This window comes from Aquibaculum sediminis, from assembly GCF_040712085.1.
Lineage (GTDB): Bacteria > Pseudomonadota > Alphaproteobacteria > Kiloniellales > DSM-21159 > Aquibaculum > Aquibaculum sediminis.
Window position 1 is genome coordinate 232,376 of the sequence record NZ_JBFCVK010000001.1, and the last position, 26,033, is coordinate 258,408.

The 26,033-nt window shown below is 65.9% G+C and carries 26 protein-coding genes; 15 read left to right on the forward strand and 11 right to left on the reverse strand.

The window, feature by feature from the left end; translation table 11 throughout:
- Window positions 1-12: 12 nt before the first annotated feature.
- From ABZ720_RS01110 to ABZ720_RS01140, 7 genes are all read right to left on the reverse strand, one after another.
- The gene (locus ABZ720_RS01110; RefSeq protein ID WP_366552918.1) at window positions 13-858 is read right to left on the reverse strand and encodes a VOC family protein; all 846 of its coding nucleotides are present in this window, start codon (window positions 856-858) and stop codon (window positions 13-15) included.
- The gene (locus tag ABZ720_RS01115; RefSeq protein WP_366552920.1) at window positions 855-1,748 is read right to left on the reverse strand and encodes an S-methyl-5'-thioadenosine phosphorylase; all 894 of its coding nucleotides are present in this window, start codon (window positions 1,746-1,748) and stop codon (window positions 855-857) included. The genes ABZ720_RS01110 and ABZ720_RS01115 overlap by 4 nt, the downstream gene beginning before the upstream one ends.
- Window positions 1,749-1,837: 89 nt before the next feature.
- Window positions 1,838-2,515: a TetR family transcriptional regulator gene (locus ABZ720_RS01120; protein WP_366552922.1), complete on the reverse strand. Its 678-nt coding sequence runs from the start codon at window positions 2,513-2,515 to the stop codon at window positions 1,838-1,840.
- Between the two features lie 85 nt (window positions 2,516-2,600).
- Window positions 2,601-3,107, reverse strand: coding sequence for a YbaK/EbsC family protein (locus ABZ720_RS01125; protein ID WP_366552924.1), 507 nt, complete (start codon window positions 3,105-3,107; stop codon window positions 2,601-2,603).
- A complete protein-coding gene (proC, locus tag ABZ720_RS01130) occupies window positions 3,104-3,925 on the reverse strand; it encodes a pyrroline-5-carboxylate reductase (RefSeq protein WP_366552926.1) in 822 nt (273 codons plus the stop codon). The genes ABZ720_RS01125 and proC overlap by 4 nt, the downstream gene beginning before the upstream one ends.
- Window positions 3,926-3,929: 4 nt before the next feature.
- On the reverse strand, window positions 3,930-4,430 hold the full coding sequence (locus ABZ720_RS01135) for a type III secretion system chaperone family protein (protein WP_366552929.1): 501 nt from the start codon (window positions 4,428-4,430) through the stop codon (window positions 3,930-3,932).
- A 199-nt stretch (window positions 4,431-4,629) separates the two neighbouring features.
- On the reverse strand, window positions 4,630-4,950 hold the full coding sequence (locus ABZ720_RS01140) for an accessory factor UbiK family protein (RefSeq protein WP_366552931.1): 321 nt from the start codon (window positions 4,948-4,950) through the stop codon (window positions 4,630-4,632).
- 117 nt (window positions 4,951-5,067) lie between these two features.
- On the opposite strand from ABZ720_RS01140, the gene lgt reads away from it, so the two are divergent.
- From lgt to speE, 9 genes are all read left to right on the forward strand, one after another.
- The gene (lgt, locus tag ABZ720_RS01145) at window positions 5,068-5,880 is read left to right on the forward strand and encodes a prolipoprotein diacylglyceryl transferase (protein ID WP_366552933.1); all 813 of its coding nucleotides are present in this window, start codon (window positions 5,068-5,070) and stop codon (window positions 5,878-5,880) included.
- A 7-nt stretch (window positions 5,881-5,887) separates the two neighbouring features.
- The gene (locus ABZ720_RS01150) at window positions 5,888-6,985 is read left to right on the forward strand and encodes a class I SAM-dependent methyltransferase (RefSeq protein WP_366552935.1); all 1,098 of its coding nucleotides are present in this window, start codon (window positions 5,888-5,890) and stop codon (window positions 6,983-6,985) included.
- A 55-nt stretch (window positions 6,986-7,040) separates the two neighbouring features.
- Complete coding sequence (gene pgeF, locus ABZ720_RS01155) at window positions 7,041-7,805, forward strand: peptidoglycan editing factor PgeF (protein ID WP_366552937.1); 765 nt, start codon at window positions 7,041-7,043, stop codon at window positions 7,803-7,805.
- Window positions 7,806-7,840: 35 nt separating this feature from the next.
- Window positions 7,841-8,992 carry a M24 family metallopeptidase gene (locus tag ABZ720_RS01160; protein ID WP_366552939.1) on the forward strand — a complete coding sequence of 384 codons (1,152 nt, stop codon included), beginning with the start codon at window positions 7,841-7,843 and terminating at the stop codon, window positions 8,990-8,992.
- A 116-nt stretch (window positions 8,993-9,108) separates the two neighbouring features.
- Window positions 9,109-10,011 (forward strand): hypothetical protein, encoded by a 903-nt coding sequence (locus tag ABZ720_RS01165; RefSeq protein ID WP_366552941.1) that lies wholly within the window; start codon window positions 9,109-9,111, stop codon window positions 10,009-10,011.
- Between the two features lie 80 nt (window positions 10,012-10,091).
- Window positions 10,092-10,535, forward strand: a complete 444-nt coding sequence (locus tag ABZ720_RS01170) for a PAS domain-containing protein (RefSeq protein WP_366552943.1) — start codon at window positions 10,092-10,094, stop codon at window positions 10,533-10,535.
- The gene (locus ABZ720_RS01175; protein WP_366552945.1) at window positions 10,532-12,571 is read left to right on the forward strand and encodes a DNA translocase FtsK; all 2,040 of its coding nucleotides are present in this window, start codon (window positions 10,532-10,534) and stop codon (window positions 12,569-12,571) included. Before ABZ720_RS01170 ends, ABZ720_RS01175 begins: the two co-directional genes overlap by 4 nt.
- 146 nt (window positions 12,572-12,717) lie before the next feature.
- Window positions 12,718-13,245 carry an adenosylmethionine decarboxylase gene (gene speD / locus ABZ720_RS01180; RefSeq protein WP_366552947.1) on the forward strand — a complete coding sequence of 176 codons (528 nt, stop codon included), beginning with the start codon at window positions 12,718-12,720 and terminating at the stop codon, window positions 13,243-13,245.
- Entirely contained in the window at window positions 13,242-14,090 is an 849-nt protein-coding gene (gene speE / locus ABZ720_RS01185; protein ID WP_366552949.1) for a polyamine aminopropyltransferase, read from the forward strand. Before speD ends, speE begins: the two co-directional genes overlap by 4 nt.
- A 76-nt stretch (window positions 14,091-14,166) precedes the next feature.
- Here speE and ABZ720_RS01190 read toward each other — a convergent pair whose 3' ends face one another.
- Window positions 14,167-16,578 carry a GcvT family protein gene (locus tag ABZ720_RS01190; protein ID WP_366552951.1) on the reverse strand — a complete coding sequence of 804 codons (2,412 nt, stop codon included), beginning with the start codon at window positions 16,576-16,578 and terminating at the stop codon, window positions 14,167-14,169.
- A gap of 71 nt (window positions 16,579-16,649) precedes the next feature.
- On the opposite strand from ABZ720_RS01190, the gene ABZ720_RS01195 reads away from it, so the two are divergent.
- Complete coding sequence (locus tag ABZ720_RS01195; protein ID WP_366552953.1) at window positions 16,650-17,351, forward strand: TetR/AcrR family transcriptional regulator; 702 nt, start codon at window positions 16,650-16,652, stop codon at window positions 17,349-17,351.
- On the opposite strand, the gene ABZ720_RS01200 is transcribed toward ABZ720_RS01195, so the two are convergent.
- From ABZ720_RS01200 to dctP, 3 genes are read right to left on the reverse strand one after another with little or no spacing between them, the layout of a single operon-like run.
- Complete coding sequence (locus ABZ720_RS01200) at window positions 17,345-18,631, reverse strand: TRAP transporter large permease (RefSeq protein WP_366552955.1); 1,287 nt, start codon at window positions 18,629-18,631, stop codon at window positions 17,345-17,347. The genes ABZ720_RS01195 and ABZ720_RS01200 overlap by 7 nt on opposite strands.
- The gene (locus ABZ720_RS01205; RefSeq protein WP_366552957.1) at window positions 18,631-19,131 is read right to left on the reverse strand and encodes a TRAP transporter small permease; all 501 of its coding nucleotides are present in this window, start codon (window positions 19,129-19,131) and stop codon (window positions 18,631-18,633) included. Before ABZ720_RS01205 ends, ABZ720_RS01200 begins: the two co-directional genes overlap by 1 nt.
- A gap of 29 nt (window positions 19,132-19,160) precedes the next feature.
- Entirely contained in the window at window positions 19,161-20,159 is a 999-nt protein-coding gene (gene dctP / locus ABZ720_RS01210; protein WP_366552960.1) for a TRAP transporter substrate-binding protein DctP, read from the reverse strand.
- 115 nt (window positions 20,160-20,274) lie between these two features.
- Between dctP and ABZ720_RS01215 the strand changes: the two genes are divergently transcribed.
- From ABZ720_RS01215 to ABZ720_RS01235, 5 genes are read left to right on the forward strand one after another with little or no spacing between them, the layout of a single operon-like run.
- Window positions 20,275-21,528: a sarcosine oxidase subunit beta family protein gene (locus ABZ720_RS01215; protein ID WP_366552962.1), complete on the forward strand. Its 1,254-nt coding sequence runs from the start codon at window positions 20,275-20,277 to the stop codon at window positions 21,526-21,528.
- A 21-nt stretch (window positions 21,529-21,549) separates the two neighbouring features.
- Complete coding sequence (locus tag ABZ720_RS01220; RefSeq protein ID WP_366552964.1) at window positions 21,550-21,816, forward strand: sarcosine oxidase subunit delta; 267 nt, start codon at window positions 21,550-21,552, stop codon at window positions 21,814-21,816.
- A complete protein-coding gene (locus ABZ720_RS01225; RefSeq protein ID WP_366552966.1) occupies window positions 21,813-24,668 on the forward strand; it encodes a 2Fe-2S iron-sulfur cluster-binding protein in 2,856 nt (951 codons plus the stop codon). Before ABZ720_RS01220 ends, ABZ720_RS01225 begins: the two co-directional genes overlap by 4 nt.
- Complete coding sequence (locus ABZ720_RS01230) at window positions 24,661-25,185, forward strand: hypothetical protein (RefSeq protein ID WP_366552968.1); 525 nt, start codon at window positions 24,661-24,663, stop codon at window positions 25,183-25,185. The genes ABZ720_RS01225 and ABZ720_RS01230 overlap by 8 nt, the downstream gene beginning before the upstream one ends.
- Window positions 25,186-25,217: 32 nt before the next feature.
- A complete protein-coding gene (locus tag ABZ720_RS01235) occupies window positions 25,218-26,012 on the forward strand; it encodes a pyrroline-5-carboxylate reductase family protein (RefSeq protein ID WP_366552970.1) in 795 nt (264 codons plus the stop codon).
- The last annotated feature ends 21 nt before the right edge of the window (window positions 26,013-26,033 follow it).

A 26,033-nucleotide genomic window follows, 5' to 3' on the forward strand; every position in this document is an offset into this window, starting at 1 on the left:
CCCCGCCGGCCCCTACTCTTCCACGAAGGTCAGGAGCACACCGTTCGCCTCGGCCGCAGGCAGCCGTACCTCGCCATCCACTTCATCAAAGTCCACGCCACGGGACTGAAGAAGTTCGCGGCACCGTGCGAGATCGGCCACCGCCACGGTGAACCCGAGCGGTCCGCCCTCGAACCCGGCGGGCAGGCGCGCGCCAAAGCGGCCCGCCGCCGCAGCGGGTGTCACGAGTTCCAGGGTCAGTTCGCCCGCCCGCATCGTCAGGCTGTCTCCAGCGCGCTGGACCTGCTCGTCGCCAAACCAGGCCACGCCGGCCCGCTCGGCGGCCTCGAGATCCTCGGCCACTGCCAGGAAGCCGGTGATCGCCCGGGCACCGTTGGCATGCTCCATCCAGGGTGCCTGCCACACCATCTCCGGCGTCAGGTGCTGGGACGCGAAGGCCAGAAAGCCGGGCCGCGAGGCGGGGTCGAAATGCATCAGGCGAAAGCGCGGCCGCAGCTCGCCGTCGGGATGCTCGATGATCCGCGCCAGGTCCTTGGGCCCATCCACGGTGAGGCCCCGGCGGCGGAGTTCGGCCACGTCGCCGTCGATATCGCTGCTACGATAGGCGCCGGCCAACAGGCCCTCACTCCGCTCCTCCAGGAAGCGGTCGAGATTGTTGGTGAACTGCGAGGGATCGACGATGCCCAGCAGCTCGACATAGTCATTCTGGAACATCAGGCAGTAGTTGGCAGTGCCCCAGCCAATATGGCGCCCGCGCGGGCAGGCGGTGAAGCCCAGTCTTTCCCAGTTGATCCGCCCCGCTTCCAAGTCGCCCACACCCACCAGGACGTGATCGAAGGCCGTGATTACCGGCTTCATGCTTTCGAATCCTTCAATACGCGCCCGGCAACCGCATCCAGGCGTTCAACGTAGTCCGCATCCCGCGCTTCGGGATCGGTGATCAAGGCCGTGTCGAGCACCCTGTCGCAGCCCTGCTCGCAGGGCGTCCCGCGCTCTGCCAGCAAAGGCACCAGGGCCTTGATCAGGCCCCGCGCCTTCTCGGCATTGTTCATGAGCACCTGAACCACCTGCTCCACCGTCACATGGTCATGGTCGGGGTGCCAGCAGTCGTAGTCCGTGACCATCGAAACGGAGGCGTAGCAGATTTCGGCCTCACGGGCGAGCTTGGCCTCGGGCATGTTGGTCATGCCGATCACATCGCAGCCCCAGGAGCGATAAAGCTCGGACTCCGCCATCGTTGAGAATTGCGGCCCCTCCATGGCCAGGTAGGTGCCGCCGCGCTGGTGGTCGATATTCTGCTGCCCGGCCGCCTCTGCCAGACGATCCAGCAGCCGGCCGCAGACCGGGTGTGCCATGGAGACGTGCCCGACCACACCGGCGCCGAAGAAGGTCTTCTCCCGCGCAAAGGTGCGGTCGATGAACTGGTCCACGAGCACGAACTTGCCGGGCGGCAGGTTCTCTTTCAGCGATCCCACCGCACTGACGGAAAGGATGTCCGTCACCTCGGCCCGCTTCAGAGCGTCGATGTTGGCGCGATAGTTGACATGCGTGGGGGAGAGGCGATGGCCCCGGCCGTGCCGCGGCAGGAACACGAGGGGCTGCCCGTCCAGTTCACCGAACAGCAAAGCATCGGAAGGCTCGCCAAAGGGAGACTTGACCGTCTCCCACCGCTTGCCGCTCAAGCCGTCGATGTCGTACAGCCCGCTGCCGCCGATGATGCCGATCACCGGCTGAACCGCCTGTGCCATGTCTCGCCCCCGGATACTCAGTAAAGGAGCGGCATCATAGTGCAGTTATACGGCGGTCTGAATGCCCGTTTTATTGAAAAGGCGGGTGTTTAGGCCGGGGCGCCCGAAGGTGCCTCGGGCCCGGGATCGGCAGATGCCTCGGCGCCCGCGCCTGCATCTTCCGCAGAGCCACGGCGACGGCGGCGCGGCAGGCGCGAAATCAGGTCTTCCGCCCGGCGCAGATTGCGGTCCAGGGCTGCCATGGTCTTCGCCATGTCCTCGCTGTCATCCTTAAGCCACACCCGCAGCGTGGCCAGCCAGATGGCCGAGACGCCCTTGATGCGCAAAATGCCACGCCAGCCCTCGGGAGAGATCCCGGCGGCGGTCAGCATCCAGGCCATGGACCGCCCCAACTGCGGCAGTGCCGAGAGGCTGTCCGTCGGCTGGCAGCTGTAGCAGGCCAGGATGGAACTCAGCGCGGCACGATGGGGCTGCATGGCTTCGAAGCGGCGCATCAGCACCTCGAAGAGTTGATCGCGCGGCGATTCCTCGGCGATCTCGGCGCTCATGTCGTCCTCACCCAGCACCTCCGCATCGATGCGACGGGAAAAGGCGGCAAGGATCTCACTGCGGCTGCCGAATTCCTCATAGATCTGGCGCAGCGGCAGCTCCGAGGCTGCCGCGATGTCGGGCAGCCGCACCTCGGACCAGGGCCGTTCGGCCGCCAGTTGCAGCGTCGCGTCGATGATCCGGTCTCGATTGCTCTTCTGCGGGCGTCTCGCGGCCATGCTCAGCCTCCTCGCTCGTATCCCAAGTGTTACCCCGAGGAAGTGGGGTCGCCAGCGCCCGAATCCAACGCCCTATCGGTCGAAGTCACGCGCGACGCAGCTCGACGAAGGGCGCCCCGGTAATCGCCGCCAACTCGTCCGGGGTCAGACGGAACACCGTGTTGGGCGTTCCCGCCGCGGCCCAGATTTCCTCGAAGGCTTGCAGATCAGAATCAAGAAAGGTCACCGGGGGTTCCACATGGGCGACCGGCGGCACGCCGCCGATGGCAAAGCCGGTGCGTTCGCGCACGAAGGCAGCATCGGCGCGGCCGATTTCCTCTCCCAGCAAAGCGGCAATTCGGCTCTCGTCCGCCTGATTGGCACCGCTGACCACCGCGAGTACCGGGCGGTCGCTGGTGCGGGCACGGAAGATCAGCGACTTGGCGATCTGTGCCACCTCGCAGCCGATCGCGGCGGCAGCATCCTGGGCCGTGCGCGTGCCGGCGGGGAAGGCGCGAACCTCCAGGGAAAGTCCTTTGGCGGCCAGCGCCTCCTGCACCCGGCCGGCCGCCGGCTTCAGGTCCGCTGCCGGCTCAATCCCCGCCTCGCTCACGATGCCAGCTCACGACTGCGTCGGGCCGCAGCCGCGATGGCCCTCGTCATCAAGGGCTGCAGGCCGTCCTCGGCCATCAGGACGTTCAAGGCTTCCAACGTCGTCCCCGCGGGACTGGTCACGTTCTGGCGCAGGGTTTCGGGCTCGTCGCTCGAGCGATGCACCAGCTCGCCGGCGCCGGCGACGGTCACGCGGGCAAGCCGGCGCGCAAGCTCACGCGGCAAGCCTGCATCCTCACCAGCCTTGGCGAGGCACTCAATCAAGAGAAACACATAAGCCGGCCCGCCGCCGGACAGGGCCGTGACCGCATCGAGCTGGCCTTCCTCTTCCGCCCAGGCAACTTCGCCCACCGCGGAAAGCAGATCGGCCGCGGCCTGTGACTGCCGCTCATCCACGCCCTCTCCTGCCACCAGAACCGTCATGCCGCGGCCGACGGCCGCTGGCGTGTTGGGCATGGCGCGCACGATGCGGGCTTCCTGGCCCAGCTTGATGCGGAACCAGTCGATGGTCTTGCCGGCGGCAACCGAGACATAAAGGGTTCGCGGAGCAGCGAGGGCGACCACTGCCGGCAGCGCCTCCTCCATCATCTGCGGCTTCACAGCCAGGAGAACCACCGCCGGCCGCAGGTCGGCGGGCAGGCTGCTGGCATCCTTGTGGTGCGTCACTCCGCGGGCGACGAAATCGGCGACCGCGTCCGCGCTCGGTTCGATCACGTGCACCTGCGTCGGCGACACACCCTGCTCGAGCCAGCCCGCGAGCAGCGCCCCGCCCATCTTGCCGCAGCCGAGCAGCAACAGCTCTCCATCGAGGGAAATCATACCTTCAAGCCTCTCCCACCGTTTCCATCAGCGCGGCGCTCAGCGCGTCACGCACACTCTGGCCGCCCCATATCACCATCTGCAATGCCGGATAAAGCCGCTCGCATTCCTCGAGCGCGGTATCCACCAGATCCTCGATCTGCTCCACGCTGGCACCCGGCGTCCCGCGCAAGGGAATGGTGTGGCGGAACATCACCAGTTCCTCCTCCACGCCGTAGTCGAAGTGCCCCAGCCAGAGCCGCTCGTTCATTAAGCCAAGCAGTTCGTAGACGGCGGCGCGGCGCGCCGCAGGTACCTTGCTGTCGATCTGGCAGGAGAGGTACATGGCACCCAGCTCAGCCTGCCAGACCGCGCAGATGGGATAGTCGCCCCACCTGCCGGTCAGCTGCACCACCAGTTCGCAGTCGCTGGAACGATCATGGATCAGGTCATTGGCGGCAGCCAACTCCTCAAAGAGGTCCAAGGGATTGTTGGAAAGGGGGGCATCCCCAGCGAGAAGACTCATGTCAGCCTCCCGAAGTGCCGCGTGATGCGGCGAATGTTGGCACGTGCAGTCCTCGGACGCTCCGCTCGGACGCGAAATATCGAGGTACGGCTCTGTACGCGCTACCAGATGTAGCGTGCCAAATTGGATTCCTGAGCGCAACGCTTCTGTTGGGCCACCCTGTGCAAACGAAAACCGATTGGCTGTGCTGTCGAAAGACCTACGCCTCGCTAGGCGAGGATTTGTCCTTTGATCCGGAGCGAGCCTTGGGCTTCGAAACGGCTTCGCCTTCCAGCGCTTCCAGGCGGGCCTCCAGCGCGGCCAGCCGGTCGGCCATGACTTCCTGCTCTTCGCGCGCTTTCGCCGCCATGGCCTGCACCGCCTCGAACTCCTCGCGCGGAACCAGATCCATGTCGGCCAGAATCCGTTCCAGCTGCGCGCGCACCCGAGCCTCGACCTCGCCGCGCACGCCGCTGGCGGCTCCGACGGCACCGGAAAAGACTCGGGCGAAATCGTCGAAAATGGGATTGCGCGTTTGCATGATAGACCTCTCAGACCTGGGGCACGACCGGCGTCGTTGGCGCAAACTAGGCCGGCACGGCCTTTAACCGCAAGCAGGGAGGTTCTATAACGCGCCGGCACACTGGCGGAGCCTGTAATGATCGATCTCCCGACCCTGGCCGCGCTGGCCTTCCCCCAGTTCGATCCCGTCGCCATTGAGCTGGGACCGCTGGCAATCCGCTGGTACGCCCTGGCCTATGTGGTCGGACTGGTGGCAGCCTGGCTGTACTGCCGCAAGCTGACCGACAGCACGCCGGCGAAGATTTCCCGCCAGGACTTCGACGACTTCCTGCTCTGGGCGACCCTCGGTGTGGTCCTCGGCGGGCGGCTGGGCTATGTGCTCTTCTACAATTTCGATTACTACGCAGCTCACCCGATCGAGGCGCTCTACGTCTGGCAAGGCGGCATGGCCTTCCACGGTGGCCTCCTGGGTGTGGTGGTTGCGATGGTGCTCTTTGCGCGATCGCGTGGCATTCCTCTGCTGGCGTTGAGCGATATCGTGTCCTGCGCCGCACCAATCGGCCTGTTCCTGGGACGCATCGCGAACTTCATCAATGGCGAACTCTACGGGCGAGTGACCGACGTCCCCTGGGGCGTGATCTTTCCCTACGCCGGCCCGGAGCCCCGCCACCCCAGCCAGCTCTACCAGGCCGGGCTGGAGGGACTGCTGCTCTTCCTGCTGCTCCTGGCCGCCGTGCTGCTTGGCGCACAGCGCCGCTTCGGCATGCTCTCGGGGCTGTTCCTGATCGGCTACGGCACGGCCCGGATCATCGGCGAGCTCTTCCGCGAGCCCGACGCTCACATCGGTTTCCTGCTTGCCGGCACCACCATGGGCCAGTGGCTGTCGGTGCCGATGGTGCTGGCCGGCGTGGCGCTGCTGATCTTTGCGCGTCGCCGCGCCCAGGCTTGAGGCAAACGTGAGCGGGTCGGCAGCCTTCGAAACGATTGCGCGTCACATCCGCGCCGAAGGGCCCATGAGCCTGGCCGACTACATGACGCTCGCCCTCACCCACCCGCAGGTGGGCTACTACGCCACCCGCGATCCCTTCGGCGCCGCCGGCGATTTCACCACCGCTCCGGAGATCAGCCAGGTCTTCGGTGAGCTGCTGGGCCTCTGGTGCGCCGAGCGTTGGCAGGCGATGGGCGAACCCTCGCGTATCATGCTGGTGGAACTGGGACCCGGTCGCGGGACATTGATGGCCGACGCCCTGCGCGCCGCCGCCCTCCTGCCCGCCTTTCGCGCAGCCATCGACGTACACCTGATCGAGAACAGCCTGACGCTGCGGGAGGCGCAAGCGCGCAGCCTCGCCCCCACGCAGGTGACTTGGCACGACACGCTCTCCGAATTGCCGGAAGGACCGCTGCTGCTGATCGCCAACGAGTTCTTCGACGCCTTGCCCATCCGGCAATTCCAGCGGACTGCCGCAGGCTGGGCGGAACGACGCATCGGCCTCAACCCCGAAGGCGATGCGCTGTGCTGGGGACTGGGCGCGCCCCTGCCCGCCATGTCCGAGCTTCCACGGGAAGCGCCCGAAGGCACCATCCTGGAGCTCTGTCCGGTTGCCCGGACGATCGCGTCGGACCTCGCCCGCCGGGTGGGCGAGCATGGCGGGGCGGTCCTGATCATCGACTACGGCTACACAGGCGGCTCCGCAGGCGACAGTCTGCAGGCGCTGCGTCGCCATCGCCCGGTCGACCCGCTCGCCTGCCCCGGAGACGCCGACATCACCGCGCATGTGGACTTCCAGGCGATCACTCAGGCCGCAGCAGTTTCCGGGGCGGAGGTCCACGGCCCTGTCGAGCAGGGCACCTTCCTGCGCGCCCTGGGCATCCGTGAGCGCAGCGAAGTTCTCGCCGCCCAAGCCAACGCAGCGCAGCGGCGCAATCTGCTGGCGGCGCTGGAGCGCCTGACCTCCTCGGCGCACATGGGTTCGCTCTTCAATGCCTTGGCGTTCACGCCGAGAGCGGCGCCCGTCCCGGCCGGGTTTCCCCAGGCACAGGAGATGCAGGCATGAGACGCACCCAAGGCGACACTATGCCGCAAGGCGCAAGCGCGCTAGGTTTTCTGCCATGCTGACCATCGGACCCTTCAATGCCGTCGCCGGCCTGCGCCACGCCTTCTTCACACGGGAAGGTGGGGTGAGCCAGGGGATTTACGACTCCCTCAACTGCGGGCCGGGCAGCAAGGACAACCCCGATCATGTGGCGGAGAACCGCCGGCGCGCCGCTGCAGCGCTCGGCCTGGAACCCGACCGTCTGCTCACCTGCTACCAGGTCCATTCGCCGAACGTGGTCACGGTGGAGGAACCCTGGAACGCGGCGGAGCGGCCGGAAGCGGACGGCCTGGTGACCGCCACGCCGGGACTGGCGCTCGGCATCCTCACCGCCGACTGCGCGCCGGTGCTCCTCGCCGATGCCCAGGCCGGTGTCATCGGCGCCGCCCACGCTGGTTGGAAAGGCGCGGTGGGCGGCGTTCTCGAAGCCACGGTTGACGCAATGGAAGCCCTCGGCGCCCGGCGCGACGCCATCATCGCCGGCATCGGCCCCTGCATTGCGCAGCGCTCCTACGAGGTCGGCCCCGATTTCCCGGCACCCTTCCTGGCTCAGGGGGAGGAAAACCGGGACCTTTTTCGTCCCGGGGCCGGCGACCGGCTGCATTTCGATCTCAAGGACTATGTTGCCCGCCGTCTCCACCGTGCCGGCTTGCGCCAGGTTCAGCCCCTGCCTTGCGATACCTGCAGCGAGGAAGAGCGCTTCTTCAGCTATCGCCGCGCCTGCCTGCGTGGCGAGCCGGATTACGGCCGCCAGTTATCGGCCATCGCCCTGACCACCTGACCCGATCACCCAGCCAGAATCGAGGATCCTGCAGCATGCCCCTGCACTTCAGCTCCGAAGAGTTTGCCGAGCGTCGACGTCGCTGCTGCGCGGCCATGGCTGACGAAGGGCTGGATGGCCTGCTGATCTTTCGCCAGGAGTCGATGTACTGGCTCACCGGCTACGACACCTTCGGCTACGTCTGGTTCCAGTGCCTGTTCCTGCGTGCCGATGGCGAACTGGTGCTGCTGACCCGCGCCCCCGACCTGCGCCAGGCGCAGCAGACCTCCTGCATTCCGGACATTCGCATCTGGGTCGACCTGCCCGATGCGGAGCCGGCAGGCGACCTGTGCGCGATTCTCGACGAGAAGGGAATGCAGGGAAAGCGCCTTGGCGTGGAGTACGAGAGCTATGGGCTCAACGGCCGCAACGCGAAGCGGCTCGATGCCGTCCTGTCCGACTTCGCCAGCCTGGACGACGCCTCCTTCCTCATCAGCCGCCTGCGCGTCGTGAAGAGCCCGGCCGAGATCAAGTACGCGCAAAAGGCCGGCGCCCTCACCGATGCAGCCTACGAGGCCGCCCTGGCCGAGGCCGGTCCCGGCGCCTTCGAAGGCGACATCCTGGCCGCCATGCACAGCGCCATCTTTCGCCGCGGCGGCGATGACCCTTCCAACGAGTTCGTCATCGGCTCGGGCCAGCAGGCCTTGCTGTGCCGCTATCACAGCGGACGCCGCCACCTGGACGCCAACGATCAGCTCACCCTGGAATGGGCCGGCACCTACCGCCATTATCACGCAGCGGCCATGAACACCTTCGTTATCGGCGAGGTGCCGCCGCGGCAGGAGGAGATGCACGCCGTGGCGCGGGACGCCCTGCTGGCGGTCGAAGCCGAGCTGCGTCCAGGTCGCACGGCCGGCGAGGCTTTCGACGCACACAGCCGCGTGCTCGATGCCGCCAGCTACAGGCAGCACCGCATGAACGCCTGCGGCTACAGCCAGGGCACCACCTTCGCGCCGAACTGGATGGACTGGCCGATGCTCTATCACGCCAACCCGGTGGAGTTGCAGCCCGGCATGACCTTCTTCGTGCACATCATCATCTTCGACAGCGAGCGCGGCCTCGCCATGACTCTGGGCCGCAGCAGCCTGATCGGAGACACCGGTGCGGAACCGCTATCGCACATGCCCTTGGATCTTGTGCGCCTTTGAGCGATCAAGGCTTGGTCATGCTGCACCGCAAAACCTGGGAGGCCATGTCGCGTGCCCTACATGATCATTTTTCTCTTCGCGCTCTTGCTGGGGGTGCTGGCCACCTGCGTCATGGCGTGAAAAGCCACCTGCTGGCCAGTCTGGTGCTGATTGCCGTGACGCTGACCGCCTGCGGCCCTGTGCCTCGTCCCTTTCACCAGGAAGACAAGGTCTCGATCGACCTGCGCGCGCCTTCGACCCGCACACCCGTGAGAGTGAGCGCCCCCGAGGGCGATCCACCCGGCGATCCCCGGCGCTTCGCCTTGCACTTCGCCGAGCAACTCCTCGATCGGGGAATCGCGGCAGAGCCCGACTGGTTCAGCCTGAGCGGCGCACCGCCCCTGGAGATTCGGCGCATGACAGGCACCGCCAGCGTGGGCGCCGCCAATGACGGCAACGAGCGCGTGGAACTGGCCTGGCGACTCTTGTCGCCGGATGGCCAAGAGACTCCGCTTGCTCCGACCCAGTTGCTGCTGCCGGCCGGTGCCTGGGAAAGCGGCGACGAGGACGGCCTTGCCGATGCCGCAGAGATCAGCGCTGCCTCCGTTGCGCGTGCCCTTGGCGCGATGCCCGGTCTCGAACGCTTGCCGGACGCAGCGCAAAGCCAGCGCCTGGTGTTGCTGCCGATCGAGGGCGCTCCCGGCGACGGCGCGGAGAGCCTGGAACGCGCCATCCTGCGCGCGCTGGGCGAACGCGACGTGCCCCTGGCCGCTCTGCCGGAGGAGCAGGATCTGCTGCTCTGGTGCGAGGTGGTTGTCGGAGAGCCGCGCGGCCCCTGGCAGTTCGTGGAGATCCGCTGGCGACTGGAGCGCGCGGCGGACTTCAGCGAGATCGGGACCGTGACCCAGGAGAATCGTGTGCCAGTGAACAGCCTGGTCGGCCCCTGGCGCGACGCGGCCGTCCACATCGCCGAGGCAGCCGCCGACGGCATCACCGATCTGCTACTCCAGGCCGGCCTGAGTGCGCCGGATCAACCCTGAGCGAAGGTCCCAGGCAGCGGAAACGACTTGGCAGGACTCCTGCTTTGTGATTCACCTGTGCGCAGCGACGTGGGGAGACAATGAGTAACAGCAACCTGGCCCTGATCCTGCGCCATCCGGCGCTCAAGGAATTGTACCGCAAGTGGATGGCGCTGTGCGGGGACGGCGAATTCCCGCTGGCCACCGACCTTGACCCCGCCAGCCTGCGTCCCTGGCTGGACCACTTGGTCTTGATCCGTATCGAAAACGGGGACTTCGTCTACGGCTACTACAGCCCGAGCTACGCCGAGACCTTCGACGGCGACCGGGTCGGCCAATCCATCGACGCGCTTCCGGACCCGCAGCGCGCCCTGCTGCGCAAGGAGTACGAGCAGGTGCGTGAAGACCGCCTGCCGGTCAGCCGCACCTATACGGCATCCTTCGGTGCGGAGGAGCAGACCTGGGAACGCCTTGTCTTACCGTTCTTCGCGCCGGACGGCGAGGTCATCAAACTTCTGGTTGCAGCGTATAGGTTGGAAGCATGAGCGACAGCCGGCCCGTTTCCCTCTTCGGCACCGCCCGCGACGACTCCTCGACCGCAGGCGCGAGCGCCGAGGAGTTCAATCTCTGGTGCGCCATGAACGACCGCCCCTTGCGACTGCGCCTGCATCGCTGGGGACCGGAAGATGCGGAATGGTGCCTTGAGTCCGAACCGGGCACATCCGCCGCAGCCGCCATCTACGGCACCGGCAGTGACCAGGAAGCGGTGGCGGTCGCCGTGGCCTATGGCTTCATCGCCGGCATCGAGTGGTCCGAAGTGCAGCTTGCCGAACGGGACGCCGATGCCGTTGGCGATCCGGACGTCTCCACGACGAGCAGTGACTCGAGCGTGCCCGAAGCCGAAGCGACGCAGTCAGAGGACGGCAAGGCAGAAGATTCGGAAACGGTGCACGAGGCGCAGGCCTCTGCCCAATCGGTCGATCCTTCGGCTGACGCGACACCGGGTGTAACCGCCGGTGAGACTGGCGATGACGAGGCGCAAGTCTTCGAACTGCCGGAGGCAAAACTGCTTGGCAGTCCCGGCGATGACGAGGCGCTTGAAACCGACGAGAACGACCTGGCTGAAAAGACGCGCAAGCTGGAAACGGTGCTGAAGAACTTCCGGGTGCGCGGCGAGATCATGGAGGTGCGCCCGGGCCCCTGCGTGACGCTCTTCGAGCTGGAGCCGGTGCCGGGCACCAAGTCCTCCACGGTGATCAACCTGGCCGACGACATCGCACGCTCCATGGCTGCCATAACGGCACGCATTGCCCTGGTGCCGGGCCGCAGCGTCATCGGCATCGAACTGCCCAACGATCAGCGGGAAACGGTCTATCTCAGCGAAATCTTCGAGAGCGAGGCCTACCGCGATTCCAAGGCCCGGCTGCCGCTGGCCCTGGGCAAGAACATCGGCGGCGAGCCTGTGGTGGTGGATCTGGCGCGCATGCCGCACCTGCTGATCGCCGGCACCACCGGGTCCGGCAAGTCGGTCGGCATCAATGCGATGATCCTCTCCCTGCTCTACCGGCTGACGCCCGAGCAGGTGCGCCTGATCCTGGTCGACCCGAAGATGCTAGAGCTCTCGGTCTACGACCACATTCCCCATCTCCTGACGCCAGTGGTGACCGACCCGCACAAGGCGGTGGCGGCGCTGAAGTGGACGGTGCGGGAGATGGAGAACCGCTATCGCGCCATGTCGCTGCTCGGTGTGCGCAACATCGAGGGCTACAACGCCAAGGTCGCCGAGCTGGCCGAGCGGCAGGAGAAGGTGACCCGCCGCGTCCAGGTGGGCTACGACCGCGAGAAGCAGGAGCCGGTCTTCGAGGACCGCATCGTCGAGCTGCAGAATCTGCCTTTCATCGTCGTCGTGGTCGACGAGATGGCCGATCTCATGCTGGTGGCCGGCAAGGAGATCGAGACTCTCATCCAGCGTCTGGCCCAGATGGCGCGCGCCGCCGGCATTCACCTGATCATGGCGACGCAGCGGCCATCGGTCGACGTGATCACCGGCACCATCAAGGCCAACTTCCCGACCCGCATCTCCTTCATGGTGACCAGCAAGATCGACAGCCGAACGATCCTCGGCGAATCCGGTGCCGAACAGCTGCTGGGCCAGGGCGACATGCTCTTCATGGCCGCCGGCGGACGCATCAGCCGCGTGCACGGCCCCTTCGTCTCCGACCAGGAGGTGGAAGACGTGGTGGCCCACCTGCGCGCCCAGGGCGAGCCGGATTACGTCTACGCGGTCACCGAAGAGGAGGAGGAAGAGGAGGCGGTTCCCGCCCCCGGCGCCTCGGGCGAGGAGACCGGCAGCGACGAGGGGGAGGAAGGCGATCTCTACACCCAGGCTCTGGCTCTCATTCTGCGCGAGAACAAGGTGTCGGTGAGCTTCGTACAGCGCCACCTCCAGATCGGCTACAACCGGGCCGCCCGCTTGGTGGAACGCATGGAGCAGGAGGGCGTGGTGAGCCCCCCGAACCACGTGGGCAAGCGAGAGATCCTGGTTTCAGCACGAACCGTCTTTGCCAACCGCCAGGGCTGAAACAAGGCGCAGTCTCTATTCTTACAGAGCTGACAAATCTATCCTTGAAACGCGCTGTAAAATAAGCCATTTCCGGCGCTCACCCGAAAGCAAGCGGCTGGCTGGGTTCATCTACTGGTCCGGAGGGGGATGCGATGAAGCATTCGATGACCCTTTCCGAATTGGGGATGGGCTTGGACCTGCATACGGCAGGCACCCTAACCAAAGAGGAAAACACCATCACCGACGTTGGCAATGGTCCGACGCCGGTGAATACCAGGGGTGCGGCTTACGGCGGCACCACTGTACCGAACGACGATCGGCTCGATCATTTCGTCGAAAAGGACGGCCTGCGGTTCGCCGGCACGCACCTGATCGTCGATCTTTGGGATGCCACGAGACTCGACGACCTGAAGCACGTCGAGGACACCCTGAAACGGGCAACAGAGGTGGCGGGTGCCACGCTGCTGAACGTAGATTTGCATCATTTCACACCGAATGGCGGCGTTTCCGGCGTTGCGGTGCTGGCCGAGAGTCACATCTCGATCCACACCTGGCCGGAATGCGGCTACGCGGCCATCGACCTCTTCATGTGCGGCGCAGCCGAGCCGCACAAGGCCATCGCGGTGTTCCGGGAGGCCTTTGGTCCGGCACGCGTCAATGTCGGCGAACACAAGCGCGGTATCGTCGAATGATGCAGTATCTGGAAACTCTGCACGGTCCCTATGGTCAATACTTCGCGGTAGAGCGTGAGCTCTACCGCGACAAGACCGAGTATCAGGATCTGGTGATCTTCGAGAACCGGATCTTCGGCAAGGTCCTCGCCCTGGACGGCGCCGTGCAGACGACGACGGCCGATAATCACGCCTATCACGAGATGCTCCTGCACCCGCCCCTGCTCGCCCACGGGCAGGCCAAGCGGGTGCTGATCATCGGCGGTGGCGACGGCGGCAGCCTGCGGGAAGCGGTAAAGCACCCGATCGAGCGGGCGGTGATGGTGGAGATCGATCCGGCAGTGATCGAGCTCTCCCAGCGCTACCTGCCCGAGCTTTCGGCTGGTGCCTTCAACAACCGGAAGTCCGAAGTGGTGATTGCCGACGGGTGCCGCTATGTGGCGGAGACCGAGGAGCGCTTCGATGTCATCGTGGTGGACTCCACCGATCCCATCGGCCCCGGGGCGGTGCTGTTCACCAGCGACTTCTATCGCGACTGCAAGCGCTGCCTGACGCCCGGCGGTGTGCTGGTCACACAGCATGGCGTGCCGCGCCTGCAGCCCGATGAGGTGACCGATGGCTATCGCAAGCTGTCCGCGCTCTTTACCGACGCAACCTTTTATCTGACCGTGGTGCCGACCTATACCGGCGGTGCCATGACCCTGGGCTGGGCCAGCGACGATCCGGCCCTGCGCCAGTTGCCTCTGGCCACGCTGGAAGAACGCTTTTCGGCATTGGACGGCGAAACCCGCTACTACAATCCGGCGGTCCACCAGGCGGCCTTCGCCCTGCCGCCCGAGGTCCAACGCCTGCTTCGACGCAGCTGACAGGCCAGCCACCAGGCGTCAATGTCAATCGGGCCTCTCACCTTCACCGGTGAGAGGCCCGAAGTCTTTTCTGCCCCTACCCGCGCATGCGGCGGCCGTCTGGGTCGTAGGGCGACGGTACAATCACCTTTGCCGGGCGCTCTTCGCCCACAATGTGGGTGCTCAAGGTCGTTCCGGGCTTGCTTACACCCCGCTCGACCAAGGCCATCGCCAGGCTCTTGTCCAGGCTGTGCCCATAGCCGCCGGAGGTGATGAAGCCCACCCGCCGGCCTTCGTGCCAGACCGGCTCATAGCCCGAGGCATCGGCCGTGCTGGCATCGACTTCGAGCGTGACCAGGCAGGTTTCGGCCCCGCGCTCCTTCTCGGCCAAGGCAGCCTCGCGACCAACGAAGTCTCCCTTGTCGAAGGCGACCCAGCGATCCATTCCGGTCATGCCCGCGGTGTAGCCCTGGGTGAACTCCCGCGACCAGATGCCGAAGCTCTTCTCCAGCCGGAGAGCGTTCATGGCTTGGAATCCGAACTCGACAAGGCCGTGGCCTTCTCCGGCCGCCTTCAGCGTTTCGCGCAGGGAGATGTGCTCGACCGCCGGACAGTGCAGTTCGTAGCCGAGTTCACCGGTCACGGACAGGCGTGCCGCCTGCACACGGGTGAGACCCACATCCAGCGTCCGGCAGGCCATGAAGCCGATGGCCTCGTGGCTCACATCCTGGTGGGTAACCTTCTGCAGCACATTGCGGGCATCCGGCCCCGTCAGTGCAAACCCCACCACGGCATCGGAGATGTCCTGCACATCCACACCCTCGCTCAGATGCTGCTCGAACCAGCGCATATGCCATTCGCGCAGGTAATAGGATCCCAGTATCCACCAGCGGCCGTCGCCCCAGTTGAAGACCGTAAGATCGCCCTTCAGTCGGCCGTCATGGCCCAGCATCGGCGCCAGGCGCGCCCGCCCAGGTGCCGGAAGGCGACAGGCCAGAATGTGATCGAGCCAGACCTCGGCCTGGGGGCCGCTCACCTCGTAGCGGGAGAAGGCAGAGATATCGAGCAGGCCGACGCCGCTGCGCACCGCCTCGCATTCCCGTTGCACCAGATCGAAGGCGTTGGAGCGCCGCAGGGTCGGCTTCTCCTCGAAGCCTTCGGGCGCGAAGTAGATCGGCACCTCGAGGCCCCAGGTGCAGCCCCAACGGGCCCCATCCTGGTTCATGGCATCATAGGCGGGCGCCTTGCGCAGCGGCCGGCCCGCCGGCAGCTGCTCGTTGGGGTAGGTCATCACGAAGCGCCGGGAGTAGAACTGCCCCGTGGTCTGGCGGATATACTCCTTGTTGGACGCGAAATCGCCGTAGCGGGCGATGTCCATGCCGAAAATGTCGCCTTCCGGCTCGCCCTCTACCATCCACTCGGCGAGCGCCTTGCCGACGCCGCCGCCTTGCAGGAAGCCGGCCATCACGCCGCAGGCCAGCCAATAGTTGGGCACCCGGCGCACCGGCCCCACCAGGGGGTTGCCGTCCGGGGAGAAGGTGAAGGCGCCGTTCACCCAGCGCTTGATCCCGACATTCTCCAGGCAGGGATAGCGGCGGAAACCGGTGGCCAGCTCGTCTTCGATCCGATCGATGTTCTCCTGGATCAGCTCGATGCCGTAATCCCAGGGTGCCCCGTCCATGTTCCAGTGTTGGTAGTTGCGCTCGTAGATGCCCAGAAGCATGCCCTTCTGCTCCTGGCGCATGTAGGTGAAGCCCTCGAGATCCACGATCATGGGCAGCTTGCGGTCGAGCGCCTCCACCTCCGGGATGTTCTCGGTGACGAGGTAGTGATGCTCCAACGGACTGACCGGCAGTTCGAGGCCGACCATCCGGCCCACCTGCTTGGCCCAGAGGCCGCCGGCATTCACCACATGCTCGGCCTGGATCGTCCCCTGCTCGGTCACCACGTCCCAGCTCAGATCCGGGCGCTGGTTGAGTTCCAGAACCCGGTTGTGCTCGATGACTGTTGCCCCGCGCTTGCGGGCCGCCCGGGCATAGGCATGCACCACGCCTGACGGATCGATGTAGCCTTCGCGTTCGGCGTAGAGGCCACCCAGAATCCCGTCCGTCGAGATCAGTGGGCAGGCCTCCTTGACCTCCTCAGGACCGACGAGCCGGACATCCTCGATGCCCATGGTCTGGAAGGTGCGATAGGCCGACTGCAGCCATTCCCAGCGCGCCGGATCGGCCGCAATCGAGATGCCGCCGGTCATGTGCATGCCGGTGTCGACCTCCGATTCGGCGCCGATCTCCTGGAGCAGGTCGATGGTGTAGGACTGCAGGGCCGCGATGTTCGGATCGGCATTCAGGGCATGGAATCCACCGGCCGCATGCCAGCTCGAGCCGGCCGTCAGGACCGAGCGCTCGACGAGCGCCACGTCTTTCCATCCCAGCTTTGTCAGATGATAAAGGACCGAGGCACCGACCACTCCGCCCCCGATCACCACCACCCTGTATTGTGACTGCATGGCCGCTACTCCCATTGGATCGACTGTTGCGAACAGCCTAATCGGCTTGACGCGAAGGCGTCTAGACAGAAGTGTACAGACGTTGCGAAAACTCCAACACGGAAACCCCAGGAACGGTCAAAGCCGAAACCATGCCCAACCATCCCGATAGCGGCCCCGGCCGCTCCACCAGAGAAGAATGGCTGCGCGCGGCGGTGGACCTGATCGTGGCGGGTGGCGTCGATCGGGTGAAGGTGCAGGTAATCGCGCGGCAACTGGGCGTGTCCCGCTCCAGCTTTTACTGGTTCTTCAAGAGCCGGCAGGACCTGCTCGACCAGCTCCTGGCCCATTGGCAGGCGACCAACACCGCCGCCATCCTCGAGCGTGCAGGACGCGAGGCCGATACACCCTGCCGCAGCGTGCTCAATGTCTTCGAATGCTGGGTGAAGGAAACGCTTTTCGACCCCCGCCTGGACATCGCAGTGCGCGACTGGGCCCGCAAGTCGGAGAAGGCACGCCAGGCCGTGGATGCCGGTGACGAGGAGCGCATGCGGGCACTCACCGCGATGTTCCGTCGTCACGGCTATGCGGAAGACGAGGCCTTCATTCGTGCGCGCGTGCTCTACTACATGCAGATCGGCTACTACTCGCTGGACATCCAGGAGCCCATGGAAACGCGCATGGCCTACATCGCCAACTACCTGCGCGTATTCACGGGGCTCGAGCCGACGGACGCCGAAATCGCCGACTTCCAGGCTTTCCTTCGGGACGGAAGCCGCTCAGGCGCTCAATAGAATCCCAGCCAGCGCGGAAAGGACAGCGACAGCGCCGGCCAGAAGGTGGTGACCAGCATCACCGGCATGGCAACGATCCCCAGCAGTAGCAGGACGGGCCCCACCGTCTTATGGATCGGCACCTTGCTGATCCGACAGGCCATGTAGAGGATCGGGGCCACCGGCGGCGAGTTCGCCCCAATGACCACGGAGCAGCCCACGATGGCCGCATAGTGCAGCGGCTCCACGCCAACTGCAGTGACCACCGGCATGAACAGCGGCGCGATGACGACCGTGACCGAGACGTCGTCCATCAGGGCGCCTGTGACGATTAACACCGCATTGACCAGCAGCAGCGTCCCGATGGGGCCCAGCGAGAGCGAGAGCATGGTCTCGGTCAGCTCCTGCGGCACCCGCTCGAAAGCGAGAATGCGGCTGATCATGAAGGAGAACAGCAGGATCAGGATGATCGTGCCCGTGGTCTCCGCGGCCGCGATGATGCTCTTGCCGAAGCGCCCCCAGGTCAGGTCCCGATAGATGAAGGCGCCGATGAAGAGCGAGGCAGCCACGGCAACCGCAGCGGCTTCCGTCGGCGTGAAGACGCCGCCGTAGATGCCGCCCAGGATGATGAAGGGCAGCACAAGGGCGGGAAGCGCCGACAGAACTGCTTTGCCGCGCTGTCCCTTCGCCACCGCCTCGCCCGGAATCTCCTCGAACAGGCGCCCGGCGCAAAAGCGGTTGAAGAGGATGAGGCCGATCATCAGCAGAAGCGCAGGGCCGATGGTCGCGGCGAAAGCCGCGGCGACCGATTGCCGGGTCACCACGGCAAAAAGGATCATGGTGATGGAGGGCGGAATGAGGATGCCCAGCAGAGAGGACACGCCCAGCAGCGCGGAGGTATAGCCGCGCGGGTAGCCCCGCTTCTCCAACGGATCGACCATGATGGTCCCGATGGAGGCAACGGCGGCTGTGGCGGTTCCCGCAATCGCCCCGAAGATACCGGAGCTCAGCACGAGCGAGGCGCCCATGCCGCCCCGTCGCCCACCAACCAGGACGTCGATGAAGCGGATGATGCGTGTCGCGAGTCCGCCCGACTGCATCAGGTAACCCGTTAGCACGAAGAGCGGCAGCGCCAGGAGAACGATGGAGTTCAGCGACCGGAAACCCTGCAGCAGCAGGGTGCTGAGGTTGCTGTCATAGATGTAGACCAGATAGGCCAGGGTACCGGCGAAGGCCCAGGCCACGGGCACGCCGATGCCCATGAGCAGGATCAGGAGACCGATTGCGAGCAGGCCTTCCATCAGGCTTCTGGCCCTCCCAGCCGACGCAGGTCTCCGATTCCCAGCACGAGATCGCGCAGCGCATAGGCAAAGCAGCCCAGGGCCGCTGCGACGATGGCCAGTTGCGGGATCCAGAGGGGAATGTGCAGGGTGACCGTGGTTTGCGGCCGCTGCAGCCCCCAGGAGACCATCTCGTAACTCCAGTAAATGAAGAAGCCGCACACCACCGTGGTGATCGATGCCACCACAATGCGCTGGATGATGCGGCTGCGTTCGCTGCGCAGGCGGGTCGACAGATAGGTTACGGTCAGATGCTCGCTGCGCCGCGAGGCAATGAGGGCGCCGCTCATGTAGAGGAAGATCGACGCCATCAGGCTGAGGTCATGCGCTGCTGCGAAGTTCCATCCGAAAACGTAGCGAGCCAGAACCAGCAACAGCAGGAAGCCGGCCAGCGAAATGCTGCAAAGAATCGCCACGGCGCTTAGCACCGTGGCGATAGCTCTATCGATCTTGCTTAACACGTCACCTCAGTCGGTCAGGATCGCAGAGGTCAGAGCGGGCTGGCGTTGGCCCGCACCACGTCCATGATCTCTGCACCCACCTGGTCTTCCATCAGCGGCCAGACCTTCTCGCGCACCACCTCGGCCAGGGCCTTGATGGTCTCCTCGTCGGGCTCAATGTACTCCATGCCGGATTCTTCGGCGAGCGAGGCGTAGTGTGCGTCGATCTCGCGGCCGTTGACGAAGTGATCTTCCATCACCTTGACCGCGGCCTCTTGAACGACCTGCTTGTGCTCGTCGCTCAGGTTCTCGAAGGAGTCCAGGTTCATGGAGATCATGCCGGTGACGAAGGACTGCTTGGTGCGCACGTAGTAGTCCAGCGTGTCGCGGAAATACTCGTAGTCCCAGTAGATGACGTTGGCCGCATCGCCGTCGACCACGCCGGTCTCGATGGAGGTGAAGACCTCGCTCCAGTCGATGGAGGCCGTCTGGTAGCCCATGGCTTCGAGCGTCTCGGCCTGCGGGAACATCGGCGGCACGCGGACCTTGAGATCACCCGCATCCTCGACCGAGAGGGCATACTTGCCCCGGGTCGCCACGCCGTTGAAGCCTTCCGGCCAGGCACCGAAGAATTTGAGGCCGACGTCCTGATAGATGCCGTCCAGCATGCCGTTGATCCAGCCACCGGGCTTGTAGGCTTCGAGCGCCTCTTCCCAGGTGAAGACCATGTAAGGCGTGTAGATGACACCGATGCGCCGGTCGTAGGCGGTGATCGGCCAGTTGATCATCAGGTCGACGTCGCCGGCCACGTGCAGGTCGAAGACCTCCTGCTGGCTGCCGAGCTCGTTCTGATAGAAAATATCAACCTCGATCTCGCCGTCAGTGCCCTCCTCGATCAGTTCGGCCCACTGCTCCATGGAGGCTGCGGTCGGCGAACCGGGTGCACCGGAATCGGTGGCAAGCTTGAAGGTGATAGCGGATGCCGAGCCCGTCCCGAGCGCTAGGACCGCCGCGGCAGTGAACGCCAGCGTGGATAGTGATTTGATCATTTTCTGCTGCTCCCCTCTGTCATCGTGCAAGGCTGTGACTTGATTTGCCTGTTTCATGGACATTAGTGTCCAGTGATCGGCGATGTCAACGAGTTGCAACGAACGGGGCTGAGCCTTGGCGAAGGACTATTCGACACTGCGTCTGCTCCGAGAGGGGCTGCGTGGGCACACTGGCTGGCAGCCTGCCTGGCGGGATGCCGAGCCCAAGGGTGACTACGACGCGCTGGTCATCGGTGGCGGCGGACACGGGCTGGCCACGGCCTACTACCTGGCCAAAAACCATGGCCTGAAGCGCATCGCGCTGGTGGAGAAGGGCTGGCTCGGCGGTGGCAACACCGGTCGCAATACGACGGCCATTCGCTCCAATTACTTCTACCCGGAAAGCGTGGCGCTCTATGATTTTGCGCTGAAGCTCTACGAGGGCCTGTCGCGCGACCTCAACTACAACATCATGTTCTCGCAGCGCGGTCTGGCCGTGGTGGCCCACTCCGAAGCCGAGATGGAGATGGCCGCCCGGATCGTGAACGCCATGCAGATCAACGGCACCGACGCCGAACTGCTGACGCGGGAGCAGGTGCTGGAGAAGGCGCCGCTGCTCAATCAGAGCGATCGGGCCCGTTTTCCCATCTACGGCGGCATCTGGCAGGGCCGCGCGGGCACGGCACGCCATGACGCGGTCGCCTGGGGCTACGCGCGCGGCGCCAGCACCCTTGGCGTCGACATCATCCAGAACTGCGAAGTGTCCGGCTTTCTCGTGGAAAATGGCCGCTGCGTCGGAGTCGAGACCAGCCGCGGCACCATCCGCGCCGGGGTCACCGGCATGGCCGTTGCCGGGCACTCCGGCGTGCTGGCCGGCCTCGCTGGCTTCCGCTTGCCGATCCGTTCCTTTGCGCTGCAAGCCATGGTCTCGGAACCTGTTAAGCCCTGCCTGGACACCGTATTGCTCTACATGGGAACCGGCACCTATCTCAGCCAGTCCGACAAGGGCGAGCTTGTGATCGGCGGCGGACTCGACCGCGTGGTCTCCTACGGCCAGCGCGGCAATCCGCCGCTGCAGGAGCAGGTGATTTCCGGCATGCTGGAGATGTTCCCGTCCTTCGGTCAGCTCAAGCTGCTGCGGCAATGGGCCGGCATCGTGGACGTCGTGCCCGACTCCTCACCGATCATCGGTCCCACCCCCCTGCCCGGCCTCTTCATCAATGGCGGCTGGGGCACCGGCGGCTTCAAGGCCATACCGGCGGGCGGCTGGCTGCTGGCCCACTTGATGGCCACCGGCGAGCATCATGAGATCAGCCGCCCCTTCGACCTCTCCCGTTTCACCACCGGGCGCCTGATCGACGAGGCGGCCGGTTCGGCCATCGCCCACTGATCGGCTCCCAGGAGGCTTTCCATGCAGCGCTTTCCCTGCCCCTTCTGCGGGCTTCGGGACGAAACCGAGTTCCACTACGGGGGCGAAGCCGGCAACGACAGGCCCGAACCGGCCGCAGAAGTGAGCGACGCCGGTTGGGCCGAGTACCTTCACTTCGAGACCAACCCGAAGGGACGCTCGCGCGAGATCTGGGTGCATCTCAGCTGCGGCGAGTTCTTCCTAATGGAGCGCGACACGGTCACGCATGAGGTCTTCGCCAGTGAGAGCCTGCGGAGGGCTGCGCCATGACCGCCCCCAGCCCCAGCAAGCAGGGCGCAACTGCTTCGGATGCATTGACCTTCACCTTCGACGGGCGCCCGCTTGTCGGCCGGCATGGCGACACGGTTGCCTCGGCCCTGCTCGCCAATGGCATCTTTACCATCGGGCGCAGCTTCAAGTACCACCGCCCCCGCGGCTTCTGGAGCGCCGGTGCTGACGAACCCAACGGCCTTTTCGACATCTGCCACCAGGGACGGCACCATCCCAACGCCCGGGCCACTCTCGTGCCGCTCGAGGCGGGGATGGAGCTACGTTCGGTCAACACCCGCCCCAATGCGGAAAGCGATCGCCTCGGCCTGCTGGACCGGCTGGGTGGGTTCCTTCCGGCCGGCTTCTACTACAAGACTTTCCTCTGGCCCGACTGGCACGTCTACGAGCCTCGGATCCGCGCCATGGCAGGCCTGGGCCGTCTCGACCCCGCCTTCGAGCCACCGGCGGACTGCCCCCAGCGCTCGCGCCATTGCGATCTGCTGATCATCGGCGCCGGTCCGGCAGGACTGGCAGCAGCCCGCGCCGCCGCAACCGCCGGCCGGCGTGTGCTTCTCGTCGAGCAGCAGCGCCAGGTCGGCGGCAGCCTCCTGCATCGCCCGGGCCGGATCGAGGGCCTCGAAGGACCCGACTGGGTCGCCGCCACGCTGGAGCAGGTGACGGACCAGGGCGGAGAGCTCCTGACTGGCACGACCGCCTACGGTCTCTATGACCACAACCTGGTTTGTCTCTGGGAACAGCGGCAAGGGCGCCCGGATCGTCTCTGGCGCGTTCGCCCGAGGGAGATCATCCTGGCCACCGGCGCCAGCGAACGTCCGCTGGTTTTCGAGAACAACGACCGCCCGGGCATTCTCTCGGCTGACGCAGCGCTGCACTACCTGCGCCGCCATGGGGTGCGCCTGGGCGAGCGGGTGGTGATCGCAACCAACAACGACAGCGTCTGGCCGGTCGCCACGGCGCTTCGCGAGGCGGGCGCCAAGGTCACCATCGCCGATAGTCGCGCATGCTCCTCGCTTCCGGCACCGGAGGGCGTGGACCTGCAGAACGACGCGCCCGTCACCTCAGTCCAGGGGCGCAAGCGCGCCGAGGCCGTCGTCGTGAAGGGCCGTAGCCTCGACGCCGATGCCGTACTGGTCTCCGGCGGCTTCACGCCCAACGTGCATCTCTTCTGCCAGGCCAAGGGGCGGCTGCAGTATGACGAAGCACGGCTCGCCTTCCGACCGGGCCAGGCTGTCGCGGGCCTGCAGGTGGTCGGCGCAGCCAACGGCGCCTTCCTGCTGGGCGATGCGCTCCAGGAAGGACATCAGAGCAGTGGCGGCAAGGAAGATGCGCCGCGAGTCGAGGGCGCCATGGAGCAGTTCAGCATCGAAGCCGCTTGGCCCGATCCCAAGTTGGCCGGGCGGCAGTGGATCGACTTCCAGAATGACGTGACGCTGAAGGATGTGGCACTGGCCGCGCAGGAGAACTTCCGCTCGGTCGAGCATCTCAAGCGCTACACCACGCTCGGCATGGCGACCGACCAGGGCAAGACTTCGAACATGAACGGCCTGGCTGCCATGGCAGTCGTCACCGGCAGGTCGATCCCCGAGGTCGGCACCACCACCTACCGCCCGCCCTATGTGCCGGTGCCCTTCACGGTGATCGCCGGGCGACGCCGCGGCGAGCTCTTCTCGCCGGTACGCCGCCTCGTCCTGGAGAACGCCCACCGGCAGGCCGGTGCCGCTTTCCGCGAATACGGTTCCTGGCTGCGCCCGGCCTTCTATGGTGTCGGCACGCCGGAAGAGGCGATCCATCGCGAGGCGCACCAGGCCCGCAAGACGGTGGGGCTCTTCGACGGCTCACCGCTCGGCAAGATCGAGGTCATGGGCCCCCAGGCTGCGGCCCTGCTGGACTTCAATTCCTACAATCGCCTATCGACCCTGAAGCCCGGCCGCATCCGCTATGGCTTTATGCTGACCGAAAGCGGCGTGGTCTACGACGACGGCGTGGTGCTGCGAGTGAGCGATGATCACTTCGTCGTCTCCTGCTCCTCCGGTCACGTACCGGGCGTGATGATGCGGCTGGAGGAGTGGCGGCAGGACCGCTTCGACCCGAGCCAGGTCGTGGTGCACAACTCGACGGCCCAGTGGTCGACGCTGACCGCCACCGGCCCGCAGGCCCGGGCACTGGTCGAGGCTCTCCAACTTGGCGTCGATCTCAGCGACAGCGCCCTGCCGCACATGGCCTTCGCTCAGGGGCGCTTCGGGCAATGGCCAGTGCGTGTGGCGCGGGTCAGCTTCACCGGCGATCGCTCCTACGAGCTCTCCCTGCCCGCAGCCGGTGCCCTGACGCTCTGGCAGCGCATGCTGGTGGAGGGACAAAAGCGCGATGCGACACTGCTCGGCTCCGAAGCGTTGATGATCCTGCGGGCCGAGAAAGGCTACATCGTCGCCGGCAAGGACACAGACGGCTACACCATGCCCATGGACCTTGGCCTCAGCGGCCCGCGCGACAAGCGTCAGGACGAGTACTTGGGCAAACGCGCCCTCTTCACCCCTGAGGCCACCAAGCCGAATCGGCCCGCACTCGTCGGGCTTCAAGTGGAGGGGCCGGAGCCGCTGCCCACCGGCGCCCACGCCGTCGAGGGGAGCGGCAACGCACGGCGCTCCTTGGGCTTCGTGACCTCCAGCTACTGGAGCCCCACCCTCGGTCGCCCCATTGCGCTGGCACTCATCGAGGCAGGCCGCGCGCGCCTGCAGCAGGAGATCGAGATCTATCACCTCGGCCAGCAGCGCCGGGCGCAGGTGGTGGAGCCTTGCGCTTTCGATCCCGAAGGAGCGCGCCTCAATGCGTGATTTCGCTCAGAAGTGGACCGTCTTTCCAGAGTGGAACGAGGCGCAGTTGGTGCGCCCCGGCTGGAGCGCGCGGGTCGTGCCTGGCCTTTCCCAAACCTTGGTCAGCGGCGCATTGGACAAGGCCTGGGCGCAGCTCAGCCCGCAAAGCGCAGAAGTCGGGCTTTGGGAGGTTGCACCCGATGACGGTCCCTACCGTGCGCGTATCGCCCGCGATCGCGCCCTGCTCGTCACCCCTCAGGCAATCGCGTTTGAGCCCGGCTGGCACGCTGAAGGTTGGGCGGCCACGGTGGCGGACAATGCCTACGCCGTTCTGGAGCTTGAAGGGAACGATGCGGAAGCCTTGGTGAGTGAAGCGACCAGCGCCGACCTGCACAACGGGAGTCCCTCGGCCGCAACGCTTTTCGCCGGGCTGCAGGGCGTTCTGCTCTATCGCACGGCGGAGGCCAGGGTGCGACTGCACGTGGAATCTGGCTATCTTCCCTATCTGTGGCGCTGGCTGGAGACGCGCCCGGAATAAAGCAGTCCAAGCACAACGTGAGGAGGATGGGCATGCGCCTGGGAATCATCGGTGCCACCGGCTGGCTCGGCAGTGCCCTGGGCAGGGGCGTGCTCAACAGCGGTCTTGTGAAGCCGCAGAATCTCGTGCTGCTGAACCGCAGCGGGCGGCGCCCTGACTACCTGGGCTTCAGCCAGCCGCACTGGGCCAGCGATTCGGCGGACCTCGTGGCTCGCACAGACGTGATCGTGCTCTCCGTCCGGCCCGAGGACTATGCCGGGCTCGGGCTCCGCGCCGAAGGCCGGTTGGTGCTTTCCTTCCTGGCCGGTACACCGCTCGAGGTGCTCGCGGCCAGCGGAGCCCGCGTGGTGCGCTCGGCCCCGAACGGCGCTGCGGATCGCGGGCAGTCCTACACCCCCTGGATCCCCGGACCGGATGTGACGCAAGAGCACCGGGCCATCGTTCGCGAACTCCTGGCCACCGTGGGCCGCGAGGACGAGGTGGAAGATGAAGCGCAGATCGACTACCTCACCGCGCTCTCCGGCTCCGGGGCCGCCTACCCGGCCTTGATGGCTGCTGCCATGCTCGTGGACGCGCGCAAAGCCGGTCTGTCTGAGGGAGTCGCGCAGCGCGCGGTGGAAGCCGCGGTCTGCGACGGCGGCGAAACCCTGCGCGGCCACATCGCGGAGGCGGAAGAGATCGTCGCCCTCTACCGCAGTTACCGAGGCACCACGGCCGCCGGACTGGACGCCGCTGAAGGCGCCGGTTTCTCCAAGGCCCTTGCCGAAGCCCTGGGTGCCGCGACCGACAAGGCGCGCGCCATCAGCGAAGCGGCAAAGAAGGGATAGCTTCCAAAGCGCGTGCTCATT

What these genes read in the sequence shown, in the direction of transcription:
- pgeF (WP_366552937.1), top strand. Translation starts at nt 7,041, where the DNA reads ATGCTGACCATCGGACCCTTCAATGCCGTCGCCGGCCTGCGCCACGCC.
- dctP (WP_366552960.1), bottom strand. Translation starts at nt 20,159, where the DNA reads ATGATCAAATCACTATCCACGCTGGCGTTCACTGCCGCGGCGGTCCTA.
- ABZ720_RS01170 (WP_366552943.1), top strand. Translation starts at nt 10,092, where the DNA reads ATGAGTAACAGCAACCTGGCCCTGATCCTGCGCCATCCGGCGCTCAAG.
- ABZ720_RS01160 (WP_366552939.1), top strand. Translation starts at nt 7,841, where the DNA reads ATGCCCCTGCACTTCAGCTCCGAAGAGTTTGCCGAGCGTCGACGTCGC.
- ABZ720_RS01135 (WP_366552929.1), bottom strand. Translation starts at nt 4,430, where the DNA reads ATGAGTCTTCTCGCTGGGGATGCCCCCCTTTCCAACAATCCCTTGGAC.
- ABZ720_RS01225 (WP_366552966.1), top strand. Translation starts at nt 21,813, where the DNA reads ATGACCGCCCCCAGCCCCAGCAAGCAGGGCGCAACTGCTTCGGATGCA.
- ABZ720_RS01115 (WP_366552920.1), bottom strand. Translation starts at nt 1,748, where the DNA reads ATGGCACAGGCGGTTCAGCCGGTGATCGGCATCATCGGCGGCAGCGGG.
- ABZ720_RS01235 (WP_366552970.1), top strand. Translation starts at nt 25,218, where the DNA reads ATGCGCCTGGGAATCATCGGTGCCACCGGCTGGCTCGGCAGTGCCCTG.
- ABZ720_RS01230 (WP_366552968.1), top strand. Translation starts at nt 24,661, where the DNA reads ATGCGTGATTTCGCTCAGAAGTGGACCGTCTTTCCAGAGTGGAACGAG.
- ABZ720_RS01190 (WP_366552951.1), bottom strand. Translation starts at nt 16,578, where the DNA reads ATGCAGTCACAATACAGGGTGGTGGTGATCGGGGGCGGAGTGGTCGGT.
- ABZ720_RS01220 (WP_366552964.1), top strand. Translation starts at nt 21,550, where the DNA reads ATGCAGCGCTTTCCCTGCCCCTTCTGCGGGCTTCGGGACGAAACCGAG.
- ABZ720_RS01120 (WP_366552922.1), bottom strand. Translation starts at nt 2,515, where the DNA reads ATGGCCGCGAGACGCCCGCAGAAGAGCAATCGAGACCGGATCATCGAC.
- speE (WP_366552949.1), top strand. Translation starts at nt 13,242, where the DNA reads ATGATGCAGTATCTGGAAACTCTGCACGGTCCCTATGGTCAATACTTC.
- lgt (WP_366552933.1), top strand. Translation starts at nt 5,068, where the DNA reads ATGATCGATCTCCCGACCCTGGCCGCGCTGGCCTTCCCCCAGTTCGAT.
- ABZ720_RS01175 (WP_366552945.1), top strand. Translation starts at nt 10,532, where the DNA reads ATGAGCGACAGCCGGCCCGTTTCCCTCTTCGGCACCGCCCGCGACGAC.
- speD (WP_366552947.1), top strand. Translation starts at nt 12,718, where the DNA reads ATGACCCTTTCCGAATTGGGGATGGGCTTGGACCTGCATACGGCAGGC.
- proC (WP_366552926.1), bottom strand. Translation starts at nt 3,925, where the DNA reads ATGATTTCCCTCGATGGAGAGCTGTTGCTGCTCGGCTGCGGCAAGATG.
- ABZ720_RS01200 (WP_366552955.1), bottom strand. Translation starts at nt 18,631, where the DNA reads ATGGAAGGCCTGCTCGCAATCGGTCTCCTGATCCTGCTCATGGGCATC.
- ABZ720_RS01140 (WP_366552931.1), bottom strand. Translation starts at nt 4,950, where the DNA reads ATGCAAACGCGCAATCCCATTTTCGACGATTTCGCCCGAGTCTTTTCC.
- ABZ720_RS01110 (WP_366552918.1), bottom strand. Translation starts at nt 858, where the DNA reads ATGAAGCCGGTAATCACGGCCTTCGATCACGTCCTGGTGGGTGTGGGC.